The following is a 17,357-nucleotide window of genomic DNA, read 5'->3' as shown; positions in this document are numbered from 1 at the left end:
GAAACAGTGAGTCTCCACACCGATCCGGTCCTGTCCAACAGAGAAATCGCCGCTGCCGGCCACGACAATCTCCGCGGTCTCGACGACTGGCGAGAAATGGATCCGAAGCAGCAGCCGACGTATCTCGACAGCGCCGCCCTCGACGAGGTGCTCACCGATCTGCGCAGCTCTCCTCCGCTGGTCTTCGCCGGAGAAGCCGATGTGCTCAAGCAGCGGATCGGCGCCGCCTCACGCGGTGAGGCCTTCGTCCTGGCCGGAGGAGACTGCGCCGAATCCTTCGACGGAGCCCAGGCGGACAAGATCCGGGCTCGAGTCCAGACGGTTCTGCAGATGGCGGCCGTGCTCACCTACGGCGGTTCGATGCCCGTGGTCAAGATCGGCCGCATGGCCGGTCAGTTCGCGAAGCCGCGGTCGGCCGATATGGAGACGCGTGATGGGGTCACCCTGCCGTCGTTCCGCGGCGATATCGTCAACGGCTACGAGTTCACGGAGGACTCCCGCCGTCACGATCCGGAACGTCTGCTCAAGGCGTACCACATCTCCGCCTCCACGCTGAATCTCATCCGTGCGTTCACCCAGGGAGGCTTCGCCGATCTGCGGTTCGTCCACGATTGGAACCGCGGTTTCCTCGCCTCGAACCCCGGCTACCAGCGCTACGAACAGACCGCTGCCGAGATCGACCGTGCCATCCGCTTCATGGATGCCTGCGGAGCCGACTTCGACGCGCTCAAGACCACCGAATTCTATGCCGCCCACGAGGCGCTGCTGCTCGAATACGAACGGGCACTGACCCGCATCGACTCGCGCACCGGTGACGCCTACGACGTCTCCGGCCACTTCCTGTGGATCGGTGAACGCACGCGCGAGATCGACGGTGCCCACGTCGACTTCCTGTCGAAGGTGCGCAACCCCATCGGCGTCAAGCTCGGACCGACGGCCACGGCGGACGACGCTCTGGCGCTGGCCGAGAAGCTCGATCCGGACGCCGAGCCGGGCCGCCTGACCTTCGTCACCCGTATGGGTGCCGGTCAGATCGGCGAATCGCTGCCGGCCCTGCTGTCGGGAATCGGCGACCGCCTGCCGCACGTGACCTGGGTCTGCGACCCGATGCACGGCAACACGATCACCTCGAACACCGGGTATAAGACCCGCCGCTTCGAAGACGTCATGGCGGAGGTCGAGGGATTCTTCACCGCCCATGCCGACGCGGGCACGATCCCCGGCGGACTGCACATCGAACTCACCGGTGATGACGTCACCGAGATCATGGGCGGAGCCACCGAGATCGACGACGAAGGTCTGCGTCGCCGCTATGAGACCCTGGTCGATCCGCGCCTCAACCACGATCAGTCGCTGGAGATGGCGTTCCAGGTCGCCGAATACCTGACTCGCCGGAAGTAACAGCCACAGCTGACGATGCCGGGGGCTCCGCAGAAACTCTGCGGGCCCCCGGCATTGTCGTCGGACCGACGGGAATCTTCGTCCGACCGACGGGAATCTTCGTCCGACCGACGGGAATCTTCGTCCGACCGACCGTCGTGCCTGACCGACGAGTCCTATGTGTCCGAGTCGTCCTTCTTCTCGTCGTCGGACTTCTTGTCCTTGGATTCGTCCTTCTTATCATCCTTCGAGTCGGAGTCGTCCGTCTTCTCCTTGCCCTTGGACACGCGGACGATGATGAGCGAATTCGCCGGCTTCGCCTCGGTGCTCTTCGGGAACTGCGAGACGACTTTGCCCTTGGGCACGTCGTCGGAGAACACCTCGTCCTTGCCGACGCGGAATCCGCGCTTGGCCAGGGTCGCATAGGCAGCGTCGAAGGTCAGTCCTTCGACGTTGGGAACCGGGATCGGAGCGACACCCTTGGACACGACCAGATCGATCTTCTCGCCCTTCGACAGCTTCGTCCCGGCTTTCTGCGATGCCGAGATGACGGTGTCCTCGGCGACCGTGTCGCTGTACTCCTCCTCGACCTTGCCGACGGAGAGGCTGACCTTCTTCAGCGCGTCCTCTGCTTCGTCGCGGCTCTTGCCTGCGAGCTTCGGCACAGCGAATTTCTCCTCACCCTTGGACACGACGACCGTGACGGACGAGTCGGGGGCGAGTTCCGCTCCGCTGACGGGTTCGGTGCCGATGACCGTGCCGGCGGGCACCTTGTCGTCGAAGACCTCCTTGGGCTCGGCCCTGAGGTCGTTGTCCTCCAACTGCAACGTGACCTCGTCGACGGGTTTGCCGGCGAGTTCGCCGGGGACGATGGATGTCGGTGCCGGCAGGTTCGCGATGACGAACCAGGCGACCAGAGCGAGAACCGCGACCACGGCGACGAGTCCCGTCAGCATGCGGCGTCGGCGGCGTCGGACAGCGGAGGGACTCGCCGAGGCGGCCGCGGAGCCGGCGACGATCATGGCCGGGCCGCGGCGATCGGATTCCGAATCCTTCGATTCCTGTTCGTCCTCGGTGTCCTCTCGATCACCGGAATCGTCCGAGTCTGCAGGCTCGTCGGAAGCGGCGGAGTCCGCAGCATCGGCGTCGGGGGAGTCAGCGGTGGCGCTGACTCCGGCCGCGGCCGCTGCGGCACCGCCACCGAGGACTCCGGCTCCGGGCGCAGCCGTGGCGGCCGCACCGGCGGCATTGTCCGGGTCGTCGTCTTCATCGTCGGGGTCAGCTGCACCGGTGTCCGCCTCGGCGTCATCCTCTTCGCCTTCGAGATACGGGATCTCGTCGGTGCGGGAGCGCTTCTCCTTCGGCGCTTCCTCGCCGAGATCGATGCTCGCAGTGAGCATGGGGGAATGCTCGCCGGCCGCGATCTGCGGATCTCCGAGGTCGAGCTCGGCCTCGGTCATCTCCGCACGTGCTTCGGCCAACGCCAGTCGGAACTCGGCGGCATCGGCAGGGCGGTCCTCGGGATCCTTCGACGTCGCCCACAGCACGAGTGCGTCCAGGCGCGGGCTCAGCCGGGCGACGACCTCCGACGGCGGCGGAACCGTGTCGTGGACGTGCCGGTAGGCGACCTGGATCGGCACATCGTCGGTGTAGGGCTGTGCGCCGGTGAGCATCTCGTAGAACATGATGCCGACCGTGTACAGATCGGTGCGGGCATCGGCCCCGGCCCGGGTGACGAGTTCGGGAGCAACATAGCCGACGGTGCCGATGAGGGTCTTCGTCGTCGTCGCCGTGGTCACGGCGCGCGCCAGACCGAAGTCGGCGAGCTTGACCTGACCGTCGGTGCCCAGCAGCACATTGTCGGGTTTGAGGTCACGGTGGATGATGCCCGTCGAGTGCACGGCCTCCAGTGCGGCGAGGATCGCGTCGAGGACGACGATCGCCTGTCTGGGGGTGAAGGTGCCGCGGTGCTTGAGCTCACGGCGCAGCGTCACCGACGGCAGGTACTCCATGACGAGGTAGACGATATCGCCGTCGCGGGCCTGATCATGGATGGCCACGAGGTTCGGGTGGGTGAGGCGACCGGCGTTGATGGCCTCTCGGCGGAAGCGTTCGACGAAGGTGTCATCGGAGATGAGGTGTTCGTGCATGACCTTGATCGCGATCTCACGGTCGAGACGCAGGTCGGTGCCGCGGTAGACCATGGCCATGCCGCCGCGGGCGATCTTGGCATCGATGCGGTACCGGTCGTTGAGCACCGTGCCGATGAGGGGATCTCGGCGGGCGGTCACAGGGCCTCCTGCAGACGTACACGCTGCAGCTGGACACCGCGGACGAAGGCCTTCGTCTCCGGCAGCAGTCCGTCGGCGCGAACCGAGCGCAGGTCCTGGTAATAGCCGGCGATGGCTTCGTTCTCCGATTCGGCGGTTTCCATCAGCCAGCCGAGGATGACGGTGCCGGCGACGATATTGTCGTCGATATCGAGCAGATCGAGTCCGCGGCCGACGATATCGGACGCCCAGCGACCGGATCGGGGAGTGATCTGCATGATGCCGATCGCATTGCCGGCCGAGACCGTCGTGTGCTGGAAACCTGATTCCTGTGCGGCAACGGCCTGCATGAGGGCAGGATCGGCTCCGAGTTCGACGGCCAGTGAAGCGACGAGCAGCTTCGCCTGCGCCGGTGCCGGATGGCGGCGGTGCAGCAGGGTGTATTTGTTCAGCCGTGCCGCGTGGAGCACCGCGGGGCGGATGCCTTCGACCTGCGCGCTGGCGGCGACGCGGGGGATGTCACGAGGCGCTTCGGGTGCGGTGCGACGCGGGCGGGCCGTCGACGGGCGAAGCAGGAGGAGCTCGCCGACCGTGATGAACGAGTCATCGCCCATGGCGTTGGCCCGCCGCAGGGTCGCCGGTGAGATTCCGTGGCGTGCGGCGATTCCCTGCAGGGTCTCACCGGGGGCGACGACGTGTGAGGGATCATCATCGGGCAGATCGTTCTTCTCCGGCAGAGACAGGACCTGCCCTTGATGAAGGTTCTGACGCGGCGAGATCCGGTTGAGTTCGGCCAGTGCAGGCACGGAGACGCCGTGTTTGCTGGCCACAGCGTAGAGGGTGTCGCCCTGCTTGACCTTGTAGGTGCGGCCGCCGTGGGTGACGGGCACGGTCGCACCCGCGGTGCCCGAGATCCACTGTGGGCCGGTGCTCGCGGCCGCCGTGTCCGCGTCATCGGAGTCGTGGTCGGATGCGGTGGTGGGGGCCACCTCGGTGGGGGATTCGTTTTCGGGGTCGACTCGTTCGGCTCCTGGGATCGGACCGGTCGAATTCACCTTCGATGCGGCGCGGATGTCAGGAGCGGCGGTGACGGGCCTGTGCCGTCGCGGTCGTGTCATCTGTCACCTGTTGACTTCATGTCGAGTGGGGATACGATCCCCAGCCTAACGAGTGGGCGGGCTCGACCCGAGCATTCGGCACCGCATGGCGGGGTGTTTCTGCCGAATATTGCTACGCTTGAGGGTGTGAATACCGAAGAACTCGTCCAGGACTGGGCCCCGCTGCCCGACATCGCAGAACTCACCGGGCTCGGCATCTCCCAGGTGCGGAGGCTGCTCGAAGACGGCGCCATCTGCGGAATCAAGACCGGCGATCCGAAGGTTCTGCGGGTCCCGTTGGCCTTCTTCGTCGACGGTGAGGTCGTCAAACCGCTCAAGGGCACCCTGCATACCCTCTACGACGCCGGATTCGATTACGAAGAAGCCATCGTGTGGCTCTTCACCCACGACGAATCCCTGCCCGGCCGGCCCATCGACCTGCTTCGCGCCGGCAACAAGAAGGAAGTGCGCCGCCGCGCTCAGGCCCTCGCGTTCTGATCTGCGCCGCACACTCGAGGTGCGCAGGACCGTTCGTCGGGTTCAGCTGGAGCGGTAGCTCAGCGCCCTCGCGAATCCCTTGAGTCGCTGCTGCGCGGCCGGACCGATGCGCACTCGCGCCGAGGCGGCCGCCTCGGACGGTGAACCGGTCGCTGCGCCGACTCCTGCCCACGTATCGACGATCGTCGCTGCGTGGGCATGTTTGTCCGCGATGAAGGATTCGACGGCGGCGAGACCGCCCGAGTCCGAGATCATGCCAACGCATTCGGCCACCTCGGCGTCGGTGAGATCCGGATCGCCCAACCGTGCGGCGAGGACCTCGAGCCGGTCCGCTGGGATCCGGGAGGCCGTCTCGGCGATGAGCACGGTCCGCTTGCCCTCGCGGATGTCGTCGCCGGCGGGTTTGCCCGTGGCCTCTGGGTCGCCGGCGATGCCGAGGACGTCATCGCGCAGCTGGAATGCCTGACCGAGGGGAAGACCGAAAGCGGAGATCTCCTTCAGCTGCTCGCTGTCCGCACCTGCCAGGGCCGCTCCGAGCAGGAGCGGCTGCTCGACCGAGTACTTCGCGGACTTGAAGCTGAGCACCTCCCACGCACGATCGGCGATCCGGGCGTCGCCGAGGGGGATGACCTCGGCGAGCACATCGAGGTACTGGCCGACCATGACGTCGCGGCGAACGACCCCGCGCAGTTCGCGAGCCGATCGGCTGTCGCCCAGGGTCTCCTGCGAACGTTCGAAGAGCTCCTCGCTCAGTGCCAGACAGATATCGCCGATGACGATGGAGGCGGAGACACCGAAGGAGGCGCCGTCGCCGTGGAAGCCGGAGCGCTGGTGGCGGGCCTCGAACTGACGGTGCAGGGCGGGCCGGCCGCGCCGGGTGTCCGAATTGTCGATGACATCATCATGGATGAGCGCGGCGGCGTGGAGTAGTTCGAGTGAACCTGCCGCCTGGGCCAGACCCGCGATGACGTCGGCGGAAGGGCCCGTGTCCGTGCAGGCACGGACGTCTCCGCCGGCGAGCTGGAAGCCCCACCACAGCAGGACGGGACGGATCCTCTTGCCGCCGCGGGTGAACTCGATGAGAGCGTCGCCGATCGCCGTCGCATCGGGTGAGATCGCCTCGAACTCTGCGGCCTTCTCGGCGAGGAAGGCCTCCAGCTGGATAGACACCTCGGCGGCGATGGATTCGGGAGAGTCGAGAGCCTCGACGAGGGCAGGAGGGGCAGGCGTCGCGGCGGATGACGAGGGCACGGCCGCCGGCGAGGGCGCGGCGGGGTCGGCGTTGTTGCCGGGCGTCGCAGAATGATGTGAGGTCATGAACCGATGTTTCCGCCGACGGTGACGATCGAATTCGCTTTGTCCTCGGAATCCTCGGCGACCGTGACGACGAGGACGCTGTCATTGTCTTCGTGCTTGAAGTTGACCACACGGGCGCTCTTCGTCTTCACCTCATCTCCGAGGCGTTCGAAGTCGGCCTTGCCGAGCTCCTTCTCGTAGAACGCGAAGACGTCCTTGGCATCGGCCTCGGCGCGCAAGGTGAGGCTGACCTGTTCGGGCAGCTTCTTGTCCTTGTCGTTGTGGGCCTTGACGATCGACGCGGAGAGCACCTCGGAGTCCGGATACGGCTTGATGTACTCGGGCAGATCCTTCACATCGTTCGAAGTATCGGGGTCCGAGCCTGTGGCCTCGGTCGATGCTTCGGCCGAAGCAGCCTCGGACTCGGCAGAAGCGGCCTCGGACTCGACCGAGGCTGCGGAGGTCGAGGTCTCCTGGGAGGCCGAAGGGCTCGATTCGGCCGTGTCTCCACCGGTTCCCGAACAGCCCGCAAGTGCGAGAGCGGCGACGATGGGCAGTGTCATGACAGCGGTGCGCGATACCATGCTTCAAGAGTACCTGGACTGTTCGGCGGAGCCGAAAGGAACGAGCGCGAGGAGCAGGCGATGAGTCGGAAGCAGCTGGCACGATCCGGAGGTGATCTGAGCCGACTGGGCACGGACGACGCCGGTGCCACCATGCTCCACCTCGACATGGACTCGTTCTTCGTCTCCGTCGAGCTGCTCAGCCGTCCGCACCTCGTCGGCCGTCCCGTCATCGTCGGCGGGCGCAGCGGCCGCGGAGTCGTCGTCTCGGCCAGCTATGAAGCGCGAGAGTTCGGGGTGCACGCGGCGATGCCGATGTCGCGGGCCATGAATCTGTGCCCCGTCGCCGAGGTGATTCCGCCCTCCCATGGCCAGTATTCCTCCTACTCCCGCCAGGTCTTCGATCTCGTCGCCGAGGTCACCCCCGATGTGCGTCAAGTCAGTGTCGACGAAGCCTATATCGACGTTGCCGGAGCCGTGCGACGGCTCGGCTCTCCGGTGGAGATCACCACGCAGCTGCGTGCCCGGATCCGGGAGCGGACGGGTCTGAGCGCCTCGGTCGGCATCGCCGTCAGCCGGGTCGTGGCCAAACTCGCCTCGACCAGGGCGAAGCCGAACGGTCAGCTGCTCGTGCCCGTGGCTGCGACCCAGGAATTCCTCGATCCGATGCCGATCGAAGCTCTGCCGGGAGTGGGGGAGAAGACCCAGGCAGGATTCTCCCGCTACGGAATCCGTCTCATCGGCGACCTCGCCGCCGTGGACGAGGACTGGGCCGCACGCGTCTTCGGCGCCCACGGCCATCAGCTGTGGCGGGCCGCCCACGGACGGGACTCCTCCGGTTTCGACCAGCAGGCCAGAGAGCACTCGATCAGCGCGGAGAACACCTTCGGCGAGGACATCTGGGACATCGCTGTGCTCGAACACGAACTGCTGCGCCTGGCCGACAAGGTCGCCTACCGGGTCCGTGCGGAGGGAAAGGTGGCCACGAGCCTCGGACTGAAGTACCGCCTCGGCGATTTCACCACCCTGTCGAGATCGGTGACCCTGGCGGCTCCGACGGATCTGGCCAGGGAGATGTACGAAGCTCTGCGCCCCGCCCTGCGCACGTTGCGCGAACAGCGCTCTCAGGGAGTCAGACTGCTCGGAGTCAGGGCTGCCGGACTCAGCGATTTCGCCGTCACGGGACGACAGGCCACCTTGGACGAACCAGTTCATTCCGGACGCGACGCCGAGGTCGCCCTCGACGAGGTGAGACGCCGATTCGGCAGCGAAGCGATCTCGCAGGCCTCGCTTCTGCGCAAGCGTCCCGACGGCTGAGAGCGGGTGAGCGGGAGCACAGTCTGAAGACCCCGTGGGAATCCGGCCCCTGACGGCCCCCGGAGATGTTTTTTCGAGCCTCAGAGACTATGATTGAGTGAAAGACTTGAGTAGCGAAACGGGGGTTCGAGATGCCACTCTCCGATCACGAACAGCAGCTGTTGGACCAACTGGAGAAGCAGCTGCGCAGTGAAGACCCTCGTTTTGCCCGGAATATCTCGGAAACCCAGGCCGCAGCCACGGGGCCCGGGTTCTCCGCCAAGCGCTTCGTCCTCGGGATTCTCGTCGCTCTCGCCGGACTGGCCGCGACGATCCTCGCGATCTCGCTCGTCTCCAGTTCCGTCTGGTGGATCGCACTCGGCGTCGTCGGGTTCGGCCTCATGGTCGCCGGAATGTACTGGGCGTTCAGCCGTCCCGGTCATGTGCACACGACTCAGACGGACTCTCGGAATTCCGGAGGCAAGAGCGGCGCCAAGGGCAACTCCGGGTTCATGGGCCGGATGGAAGACCGGTGGGAGAAGCGCCAGCGCGGCGAATGATCCCGGTCTCGGCGATCAAGGCACTCTCGATATGAGGGTGCCTTTTCCAATGCCGATCCGCTTGCTCGTGAGTGCCGGTTCAGTCCTTGCCGTCAGTGCCGGTGTCTTCGTCTTCGCCGAGGCGGCCCACTGGCGATCGAGTCACCGCCGACTGGGAGACTACGACGTCGCCGGTCCCCGCAGGCGCCGCAGCGGCCGGCGCGCGAGTCGTCACACAGAGACCATGCGGACGGCGGGCAGCGACCAGATCATCGTGGTCCTCGGTTATGCCAACCGCGGGCAGCGGCCGAACGGAATCAACCGATTCCGGGCTCGGGCCGGTCTGCGATCGATCGATCCGAGGGCACAGTCGACCCTCCTCATCTTCTGCGGGGGAGCCGTCGCGGGCAGAACGTCGGAGGCGCACCTCGTGGAGAGCTTCGCCCGTGAGGAACTCGGCTTCACCGGCAGATCGGTTCTGGAAGCGCAGAGCACAACCACGTGGGAGAACATCGCCAACGCGCTCCCGATCATCGATCGGGAACTCACCCCTGCCACGACGATCAGCATCGTCTCGAACTCCCACCATGCCGAGAAGGCGCGCGACCACCTGTGGCAGATGCGTCCGGACCTGGCACGACGACTGGTCCGCGGCGGAGACTACCGATTCGGAGAACATCCGCTGGTGAAGCCCATCGCCGCCGTGCGCGGCCTGCTCGCCCTACGTGCGCACGATCGAGAGAACGCGAAACACGCGGCAGGGCACTGAGGTCCCACGCTCTCGCACTGAGCTCCCAGGCTCTTGGAGTCTGCGACGAGCCGCCTCGCGGGGACGAGAGAGCGGCGAGCCTGTCGTGGAGGATGAGGAAGCGCAGAGGCGGCCCCGCAGGACCGCCTCTGCGCTCACCGGCCAGGATCGTCAGGTATCGGCCAGGATCGTCAGCTCATCGTCATTTGGGACGATTGAACAGGCTGGCCGGCCAGATCTTCGCCGAGATCCGACTGCCCGGCGTGGCCCGCTCCGACAGGTCCGTACTGACCTCGCCGACGAGCGCGCGTACCTCCGAGTCATCGAGGGACTCGGTCGCGGCACCGTAGCGCTGGGCTTCGAGAGCATCGACGAACGCTCCCAGGGCCGAATCATCACGGCCCGTCTCGGTCGGTGATGACGGAGCCGGACTGCTCAACCGTCGCAGCCGTTCATCCGAACGATCAAACGTCGAGGAGCCGGCGCCTTCTGCGCTCTGAGCGGCGGCACCGGAACCGGCACCCGCCTCGGCGGCGGACTTGCGCACGGGTTCGCCGGTGTCCGGATCGATCTCCGGCGCCGTGGAGCCGGCATCCGTACCGGCCGAGCTCGAAGCATCGGCGCCCCCGCCGCCGGCGCCACCGGCAGCTCCGGCCGCTGGGACGGCACCGGCGAGCACGAGCTCGTTGAAGCGCAGAGTCCGACTCGAATCCAAGCTCTGCCCGTAGTCGGTGGCCAGAGCACGGACCTCTGTCCACACCGCTTCGAGGTTCTGCGGATCCTTCGTCCGGCGTGAGCGCAGGATCGAACGCCAGATCGCGGGCAGTGCGGCGAGCAGCAACAGGACGAGCACGATCACTGCGCTGCCGATGACAGTGCCCAGGTTCGAACCTGCCGGCTCCGCGGCCTGAGTGCTCGTCTCCTCCTCGGTGGGCTCGTCGGAGCCACCGGTCGGCGAGGCGGACTCGGTCGGCTCCTCGCTCGGGCTCGCCGACTCCGATTCCTCGCTGTCCTCCTGCTGGCCGGCTCCATCGGCGAGAGTCCACTTCGGCGGATCGCCGGCCGGCCCGCCTGGAGTGGGTTCGAAACGCACCCAGCCGGCGCCTTCGAAGTACAGTTCCGGCCAGGCATGCGAATCCTGCATGCTCACATCAGTGCCGTTCTCGGACTCGTCCCCGCCGGCGTATCCGACGCCGATGCGGGCCGGAATCCCCATCGTCCTGGCCATGATGGTCATGGCCGAGGAGAACTGGACGCAGTAGCCCTGCTTCTCGGCCAGGAAGTCCGAGATCGCATCGCCGCTGGCCCGTTCGGGAGCATCGAGCGAATACTCGAAATCGCCGCCGCGGAAGTACGCCTGCAGCAGGACCGCGGCCTCCCACTGGTTCTCGGCATCGGCGGTGACCCGCTCTGCCGTCTCCTTCACGCTCGGCGGCAGGGAATCGGGGACGGCGAGTTCGGTCTCGAAATCGCTCTCGGACACCGGAGTCGCCGACTGCAGATCCTCGACATCGGGATTCGGGGACAGATAGTCCATCGAATACTGCAGACCACCGGTCTTCTCACCGTTGCCCACGATCGTCAGGGTCTTCTCGTCGAAGATCCACCGACGGCCCAGATCCTTCGGCTGCTGCGGGGCATACGGAGACGGCAGGTACTGCTGGTCGTAGTTGTCGCCGACGGCGACGTTGATCGTCTCTTCCGTGAAGTTCGTGTCCCTGGGCATCCCCGCCGGCCACGGCATGCCGTCACTCGCGATCGCGAAGGGGTCGAGGCTGAATGGACTCGGTGCCCAATTCTCTCCGTCGAAGTCGTCGATCGAAGTCAATCGAATCGGATCGGCGTCCTCGTCCGTCGTCTGATAGCTGAAGAGGGTCGCATCATCACGATCACCGAGGTTCTGGCGCAGGTTGAGGAACGGGTTCGTCACCGTCAGATCGCCCTGGCCCTTCGACGCCCGATCGGGCAGGGTCGGCACCGGCGGCAGCAGAACGGGCAGGCCGATGCCGATGGCCAGAGCCACAGCACCGGCGAGGATCGCCGTCATCCCTCCCCGCCACCGGGTCGCGGGCAGATAGGGGCTGAGCATGAGCAGCAGGAACGCCGCCAGGATGGCGACCACATGCCACCATTTCACTTCCTGCGCGGCGAAGTAGACGGGGATCATCCACAGCACGAGCAGCAGCACGCCACCGACCTTCGGCGCCCGCAGATCCGAGACGAGACCGTCGATGAGGATCGTGATGAGGGTGAAGGCGATCGTGAGCATCGCGATGAATCCCGGAGTGCTCGCGGCCGGGGGAGCGGTGGCATAGAGGTCGCTGACCCCTTCGGAGAGCAGATCGATCACCGCCCCGAAGGACCCACCGGTCGGGATGAACCCGAGCAGCAGCGAATCCCCGGCGCAGACGACGAAGACCGCAATGAGGCCGGCCACGCACTGGGCGATGACCGCGGTGCCGGTCGAACGCAGTGCCGGGACGGTGCGGAACACGGCGCCGACGATGACGACGACGGCGACGGCGACCAGCACTGGCGGCAGCCAGGCGAGGTCCCTGAACACCGCCGACACGGCGAGTGCGGTCAGAGCCATGGCGACGAAGACGACGATCGCTTCGAGCCAACCGGTGCTCGGCCGCTCATCGCTGGTCGACACCGGCGCCGAACGATCCTGCGCCGGGGGGCCGGAATCGGCTCCGTACGGACGGGTGTCAGGAGTGTCGAGGCTCATCGGCGCACCCCCTGCGGTGTCGCGCGCGCACCACTGGGAGTCGCAGCTGCGCCTCCCGGCGTCGAGGAGGCGCCGCCGGCACCGGTTGTGCCCGGTCCGGGGTCGGCCGAGGTCCGTCCGGTGCCGCTGCGAGAGCGCTTGGTCTCGAAGGTCGTCCACGACTCCGGCAGATCTTCGCTGAGACCGAGCATCGTCAGATCGTCGATCTCGCTGAGCGTGCGCAGAGTCACCGGCACACGACGGGAGAAGTGGGAGGCGAGTTCCTGTCCGCGCTGATCACCGACGGAGCAGATGACGATGTGATTCGGGTTGTCGTGCGACGGCAGTTCGACCCTGCCCGGGCGCACAAGGGCGGTCAGAAGACGCAGCTTGTCGATCTCGCGGGCTCCTTTGAATCTGATCTGGTGTCCGGGAGCGACGACATTGACCTCGTAATCGGACTTGAGGAACGCGGTTCCGGCTGCGGTGGCCGCGGCCAGCAGGAACTCGATCTCGAGATCGCTCGGCTCCTCGGCACCCTCATCGGCGACGAGGTCGATGAGGATGAGCGCATGGAGCGTCTCCTCATCGGCTTCGTGTCGGACCATGAGCTCGCCGGACTTCGCCGTCGAGGGCCAATGCACATGCCGCAGGTCATCGCCGGGCACGTACTCACGCGTGTGGAAGTCCCGGGTGGTGTGTCCGGTGCGGACCTTGCCGTCATCGAGGCGGGCGGGCCGGATCGACGAATCCTGCGGAATGCGTGCGGGCAGGATCGGCACGGACACGGCCACGGGGAAGGCCCCGTGGACCTTCTTCTTCATCTTCACCAGGCCGAAAGGCCCGAACACGGTGATGAGGACCGCATCGATCCCGGTCACGCCGCGGCGGTTGGGGGTGAAGGACGTCAGCACCGTCTGCGAAGCCCCATGAGCCAGAGCCGGAACATCACCGGAGGTGGAGTCGCCGAAGCCCTCGGCCGGAACGAAGTCGATCGTCGCGGCCGGCATCGCGAGCTGACCGATGTTGGTCACGCGCGCCTGCACTTCGACTTCTTTGCCCTCGGCGGCCAACGGGTAGCGGTTGTGCGAGGGCGACAGCGCCACCTCGTGGAGGTTCGTGCTCATCGTGATCGACACCCGCCGGGTGCCCCACAGGATGAGCAGCGCCGAGAGCAGGACCAGGCCGAGCAGCAGCAGACCGGCCGGAAGCAGACCGGGCAGCGCGAAGCGGTAGGCCGTGATGATGAGGGCCGCCCCGGCCAGGACGAAGATGATTCCCGAAGTGCTCAGTCGCATGCGGTCACTGGTTCGTCGAGACGGGCACGCGGGACAGCACCCGACCGATGAGGTCGGCAGCCAGCTCCGCGTCGTCTCCGTCGCGGGGGATGATGCGGTGGGCGAGGATGTACGGGGCCAGAGCCTGCACATCGTCGGGGGTGACGAAGGTGCGTCCCGACAGGGCCGCGCGAGCCTTCGCCGCGCGCAGCAGGTGGACACCGCCGCGCGGGGAGCTGCCGAGCAGGATCGCCTGATCGCCGCGGGTGGCATGGAGGATCGCCACGATGTATTCGCGCAGCGCCCGGCTCGCCGAGACGTGGCGGACGATCGTGCGCGCCTGGGTGATCTGCTCGAGGTTCGTCACCGCGGCGGCGGTCTCGAGGGGATCGTTCTGGATCTGGTTGTCCAACAGGTCGACCTCATCGGACGTCGCCGGGTATCCCAGGGAGATGCGGGTGAGGAAGCGGTCGCGCTGCGCCTCGGGCAGAGCGTAGGTGCCCTCCATGTCGATCGGGTTCTGAGTGGCGACGACGATGAACGGAGTGGGCATCGGATAGGTCTGCCCGTCGATCGTCGCCTGGCCCTCGGCCATGCACTCGAGCATCGCCGACTGCGTCTTCGGGGACGCGCGGTTGATCTCATCGGCGATGACGATGTTCGCGAACACCGGGCCCTGCCGGAACTCGAAGTGGCGAGTCTCCTGGTTGAACAGGTTCACGCCCACGACGTCGGTGGGCAGCAGGTCCGGCGTGAACTGGATGCGGCGCACGGAGCCGTCGACGACCTTGCCCATGGCACGGGCCAACAGGGTCTTGCCGACGCCGGGGACGTCTTCGAGGAGGACGTGTCCGCCGGCGAGCAGCGCGATGAGCGAGAGCCCGACGGCCTCATCCTTGCCTTCGAGGACCGCGTTCATCGCTGTGCGTGCCCGCGAGGTCAGATTCTGCACCCACTCGATGTGTTCGGCGCCGATCACGGAATTGGTCTGTGTACCTTCTTGGCTGGTCGACATACCCTCTATTGTCCCTGAAAGCCGGCACCCCAGCCACACGAGATTCTTTCAGCTTCGTCACCCCCGTCTCCGGCCTCTCCCAGCTGCTCCCCGAGGCGACCCCCACTCCACTCCCCACCCACCTCCCCACTTTCCTCCACGCGGACCCTCCACTTTCCTCCCCGTTCGCCTCCACCTCGGTGCGGGGGATCATCCGCGATCCGCGGATTCTCGCGGATCCCTGCCGTTCTCGCTGCTCTCGCCGAGGCGGACCACCCCTTGTGTGAACGCACTGAATCCCGCCCGTCCGACACTCTCGCGACGCGCCTTCGGGAAATTTTCCCCACTTTCCTCCACCTATCTGAACTGGGAAAACGTTCGTTTCGTCGTATCGTTCGGATCAGAAGCTGGAATCCGTGGAGGGAAGTGGAGTACTGTGGTTGCTATCGGAGCCGATGGGTTTCGAAAGGGGTGAGACGACATGTTCTTGGGCACTCATATGCAGAAGCTCGACGACAAAGGTCGCCTCATCCTGCCCGCAAAGTTCCGCGAGGAGCTGTCGCCCGGACTCGTTCTGACCCGTGGCCAGGAGAACTGCCTCACCCTGTTCCCCACCACGGAGTTCGAAGCCGAGCACGCGCGAATCCAGAACGCGCCGAAGACGAATAAGGAAGCCCGCGATTACCAGCGTGTGTTCCTGTCGGCGGCATTTGCGGATCAACCGGACAAACAGGGACGCATCACGGTCCCGAACATATTGCGGCAGTACGCATCACTGACCAGGGAAGTCGCAGTGATCGGCATGGGAAACCGAGTCGAGATCTGGGATGCACCGACCTGGGAGGACTACCTCGTCGGCGCTCAGCAGGCCTTCGCCGAACGCGAAGAGGAGGTGATCCCCGGAGTGATCTGATTCTGCTCGGGCTTGATCCTTGCCCGCCGTGCTCGAGTTTCGGGGAACTTCCCCGTTTCCGAAGCTCGGACGTCCTGACACACTTCCCCGGTGGCAGGGCCACGGCGGTCAAGGTTCTGGCTCCAGCAGCGCACACGCAACACACGCCCCGAAACACACACCCACACGAAGGACCCACGCATGACAGCTCAGCAGCACGTACCGGTGCTCCTCGAGCGCGTGGTCGAACTCATCGGCGTCGGCGTCGAAGCCGCTCGCAGAGCCGGGCTCGCCCCGGTCGTCGTCGACGGCACCCTGGGAATGGGCGGGCACGCAGAAGCCGTGCTCACGGCCTTCGACGATGTCCACCTCGTCGGCATCGACCGGGACCTGCAGGCCATCGACATCGCCACCGAACGTCTGGCCCCCTTCGCCGATCGCACCGACATCGTCCACGCCGTCGACGATGAGCTGCCCGACGTCCTCGCCGACCTCGGCATCGAATCGATCAGCGCGATCCTGCTCGACCTGGGAGTCTCCTCCCTGCAGCTCGACGAAGACGAACGCGGTTTCTCCTATTCCCGACCGGCGCCCTTGGACATGCGCATGGACCGCACCCAGGACCTCACCGCCGCGACAGTGCTGGCGACCTACTCCGAAGCCGAGCTGCGCCGCATCCTGCGCGAATACGGCGAGGAGAAGCTGGCCGGCAGGATCGCGAAGATCCTCGTCACCGACCGGACCCACACTCCATGGGAGACCTCGGACCAGCTCGCGGCCATGCTCTCGCGGGTGATCCCGCAGACGAAGAAGCGCTCCCACCCCGCCAAACGCACGTTCCAAGCCCTGCGCATCGAGGTCAACGACGAACTCGGAGTGCTGCGCACCGCGCTGCCTGCGGCCCTGGAAGCGCTGCACCTCGGGGGAGTGGCCGTCATCGAGTCCTACCAGTCGCTGGAGGACACGATCGTGAAGAAGACCTTCCGGACGGCCACGACCTCCTCGGCACCGCCGGACCTGCCGGTCGTCCCCGAAGAGCACCAGCCCTGGCTGGCGGAGATCATCAGAGGCGCCGAAATGGCCGATGAGCACGAAGCAGAGACCAACCCGCGGGCGGCGAGCGTCCGACTGCGGGCAGTGCAGAAGATCAGGGAGGCACGATCGTGAGGAATTCTCAGGCGACCGCGGGTCAGCCCCACTTCACCGAACGCTCCCGCCGGCTCGAAGAAGCCGGTGGTCAGCAGGGCGGAGCGAAGCTGCGGCTGCTCAAGTTCGAACTGCCGAAGTCCCGTCTGCCCTTCTCGATGCTGTGCGTGGGGATCCTGTTGGCCGCCCTGGTGGCCGTGCTGCTGCTCAACATCTTCGTGGCCAACACCTCCTACAAGGTCGACCAGCTGACGAGTCAGAAGGAAGCCCTGGCCGAACAGAAGGACCGCCTCGTCGAGGACAACTCGTATCGCGAGTCCCCGCAGAACATCGCCCTGGCCGCCGAGGAGCTCGGCCTCGTCAGGGATTCCTCGCCGGAGTTCCTCGATGCGAAGACCGGGAAGATCATCGACGCACCCGGCATCGACGTCAGCGGTGAGAAAGAGCCCACAGTCGTGCCCGGCCCGCGCGCCGATACACGCGATGACATCCGACCCAATCTACGATCGGATGAGAAGCTCCCGGTCGTCGGGGGCAGCCCGAGCCAGGACGTGGCGGCTCCGAGCCAGGAGGCACCGAAGTAGTCCGAGCTCACCGGGACCGGGGAACGGCCTGACCGAATCATTCGCCGACCACACCAAGGACCGAGGA

15 protein-coding genes are annotated in these 17,357 nt (G+C 66.2%); 8 read left to right on the top strand and 7 right to left on the bottom strand.

Annotated elements, in window-relative coordinates; all coding sequences use genetic code 11:
- Positions 1–6 precede the first annotated feature (6 nt).
- Positions 7–1,401 (top strand): class II 3-deoxy-7-phosphoheptulonate synthase, encoded by a 1,395-nt coding sequence (locus tag QYM46_RS10845; RefSeq protein ID WP_432788933.1) that lies wholly within the window; start codon positions 7–9, stop codon positions 1,399–1,401.
- Between the two features lie 155 nt (positions 1,402–1,556).
- On the opposite strand, the gene QYM46_RS10840 is transcribed toward QYM46_RS10845, so the two are convergent.
- Positions 1,557–3,671: a protein kinase domain-containing protein gene (locus QYM46_RS10840; protein WP_432788932.1), complete on the bottom strand. Its 2,115-nt coding sequence runs from the start codon at positions 3,669–3,671 to the stop codon at positions 1,557–1,559.
- Positions 3,668–4,768: a lytic transglycosylase gene (locus tag QYM46_RS10835; protein ID WP_432788931.1), complete on the bottom strand. Its 1,101-nt coding sequence runs from the start codon at positions 4,766–4,768 to the stop codon at positions 3,668–3,670. Before QYM46_RS10835 ends, QYM46_RS10840 begins: the two co-directional genes overlap by 4 nt.
- 126 nt (positions 4,769–4,894) lie before the next feature.
- Between QYM46_RS10835 and QYM46_RS10830 the strand changes: the two genes are divergently transcribed.
- Positions 4,895–5,245, top strand: a complete 351-nt coding sequence (locus tag QYM46_RS10830; protein ID WP_432788930.1) for an Rv2175c family DNA-binding protein — start codon at positions 4,895–4,897, stop codon at positions 5,243–5,245.
- 42 nt (positions 5,246–5,287) lie between these two features.
- Here the strand turns inward: QYM46_RS10830 and QYM46_RS10825 are convergent, their stop codons facing one another.
- Together QYM46_RS10825 and QYM46_RS10820 are read right to left on the bottom strand one after the other, a co-directional pair.
- A complete protein-coding gene (locus QYM46_RS10825; RefSeq protein ID WP_432788929.1) occupies positions 5,288–6,562 on the bottom strand; it encodes a polyprenyl synthetase family protein in 1,275 nt (424 codons plus the stop codon).
- Complete coding sequence (locus tag QYM46_RS10820) at positions 6,559–7,125, bottom strand: hypothetical protein (RefSeq protein WP_432788928.1); 567 nt, start codon at positions 7,123–7,125, stop codon at positions 6,559–6,561. The genes QYM46_RS10825 and QYM46_RS10820 overlap by 4 nt, the downstream gene beginning before the upstream one ends.
- A gap of 60 nt (positions 7,126–7,185) precedes the next feature.
- On the opposite strand from QYM46_RS10820, the gene dinB reads away from it, so the two are divergent.
- The 3 genes from dinB to QYM46_RS10805 all read left to right on the top strand — a co-directional run bounded on the left by dinB (position 7,186) and on the right by QYM46_RS10805 (position 9,708).
- Positions 7,186–8,421 carry a DNA polymerase IV gene (dinB, locus tag QYM46_RS10815; protein ID WP_169252491.1) on the top strand — a complete coding sequence of 412 codons (1,236 nt, stop codon included), beginning with the start codon at positions 7,186–7,188 and terminating at the stop codon, positions 8,419–8,421.
- A gap of 131 nt (positions 8,422–8,552) precedes the next feature.
- A complete protein-coding gene (locus QYM46_RS10810) occupies positions 8,553–8,960 on the top strand; it encodes a DUF3040 domain-containing protein (protein WP_169252490.1) in 408 nt (135 codons plus the stop codon).
- 49 nt (positions 8,961–9,009) lie between these two features.
- Positions 9,010–9,708, top strand: coding sequence for a YdcF family protein (locus tag QYM46_RS10805; protein ID WP_432788927.1), 699 nt, complete (start codon positions 9,010–9,012; stop codon positions 9,706–9,708).
- A gap of 181 nt (positions 9,709–9,889) precedes the next feature.
- On the opposite strand, the gene QYM46_RS10800 is transcribed toward QYM46_RS10805, so the two are convergent.
- From QYM46_RS10800 to QYM46_RS10790, 3 genes are read right to left on the bottom strand one after another with little or no spacing between them, the layout of a single operon-like run.
- Positions 9,890–12,418, bottom strand: a complete 2,529-nt coding sequence (locus QYM46_RS10800) for a transglutaminaseTgpA domain-containing protein (RefSeq protein ID WP_432788926.1) — start codon at positions 12,416–12,418, stop codon at positions 9,890–9,892.
- Positions 12,415–13,695, bottom strand: coding sequence for a DUF58 domain-containing protein (locus QYM46_RS10795; protein WP_432788925.1), 1,281 nt, complete (start codon positions 13,693–13,695; stop codon positions 12,415–12,417). Before QYM46_RS10795 ends, QYM46_RS10800 begins: the two co-directional genes overlap by 4 nt.
- Before the next feature lie 4 nt (positions 13,696–13,699).
- On the bottom strand, positions 13,700–14,689 hold the full coding sequence (locus QYM46_RS10790; protein ID WP_169252486.1) for an AAA family ATPase: 990 nt from the start codon (positions 14,687–14,689) through the stop codon (positions 13,700–13,702).
- A gap of 460 nt (positions 14,690–15,149) precedes the next feature.
- Between QYM46_RS10790 and mraZ the strand changes: the two genes are divergently transcribed.
- From mraZ to QYM46_RS10775, 3 genes are all read left to right on the top strand, one after another.
- The gene (gene mraZ, locus QYM46_RS10785; RefSeq protein WP_101553353.1) at positions 15,150–15,581 is read left to right on the top strand and encodes a division/cell wall cluster transcriptional repressor MraZ; all 432 of its coding nucleotides are present in this window, start codon (positions 15,150–15,152) and stop codon (positions 15,579–15,581) included.
- A gap of 180 nt (positions 15,582–15,761) precedes the next feature.
- Positions 15,762–16,727, top strand: coding sequence for a 16S rRNA (cytosine(1402)-N(4))-methyltransferase RsmH (rsmH, locus tag QYM46_RS10780; protein ID WP_432788924.1), 966 nt, complete (start codon positions 15,762–15,764; stop codon positions 16,725–16,727).
- On the top strand, positions 16,724–17,290 hold the full coding sequence (locus QYM46_RS10775) for a hypothetical protein (RefSeq protein ID WP_169252484.1): 567 nt from the start codon (positions 16,724–16,726) through the stop codon (positions 17,288–17,290). The genes rsmH and QYM46_RS10775 overlap by 4 nt, the downstream gene beginning before the upstream one ends.
- Positions 17,291–17,357: the final 67 nt, after the last annotated feature.

Origin of the sequence: Brevibacterium sp. K11IcPPYGO002 (assembly GCF_050920635.1) — a bacterium.
In the GTDB taxonomy this organism is placed as follows: Bacteria; Actinomycetota; Actinomycetes; order Actinomycetales; family Brevibacteriaceae; genus Brevibacterium.
This window is presented reverse-complemented; position numbering and strand designations above follow the sequence as displayed.

Bases quoted from the DNA above. Each gene is read 5' to 3' on its own strand.
- mraZ (WP_101553353.1), top strand. From the start codon at position 15,150: ATGTTCTTGGGCACTCATATGCAGAAGCTCGACGACAAAGGTCGCCTC.
- rsmH (WP_432788924.1), top strand. From the start codon at position 15,762: ATGACAGCTCAGCAGCACGTACCGGTGCTCCTCGAGCGCGTGGTCGAA.
- QYM46_RS10825 (WP_432788929.1), bottom strand. From the start codon at position 6,562: ATGACCTCACATCATTCTGCGACGCCCGGCAACAACGCCGACCCCGCC.
- QYM46_RS10835 (WP_432788931.1), bottom strand. From the start codon at position 4,768: ATGACACGACCGCGACGGCACAGGCCCGTCACCGCCGCTCCTGACATC.
- dinB (WP_169252491.1), top strand. From the start codon at position 7,186: ATGAGTCGGAAGCAGCTGGCACGATCCGGAGGTGATCTGAGCCGACTG.
- QYM46_RS10790 (WP_169252486.1), bottom strand. From the start codon at position 14,689: ATGTCGACCAGCCAAGAAGGTACACAGACCAATTCCGTGATCGGCGCC.
- QYM46_RS10800 (WP_432788926.1), bottom strand. From the start codon at position 12,418: ATGAGCCTCGACACTCCTGACACCCGTCCGTACGGAGCCGATTCCGGC.
- QYM46_RS10795 (WP_432788925.1), bottom strand. From the start codon at position 13,695: ATGCGACTGAGCACTTCGGGAATCATCTTCGTCCTGGCCGGGGCGGCC.
- QYM46_RS10805 (WP_432788927.1), top strand. From the start codon at position 9,010: ATGCCGATCCGCTTGCTCGTGAGTGCCGGTTCAGTCCTTGCCGTCAGT.
- QYM46_RS10810 (WP_169252490.1), top strand. From the start codon at position 8,553: ATGCCACTCTCCGATCACGAACAGCAGCTGTTGGACCAACTGGAGAAG.
- QYM46_RS10820 (WP_432788928.1), bottom strand. From the start codon at position 7,125: ATGGTATCGCGCACCGCTGTCATGACACTGCCCATCGTCGCCGCTCTC.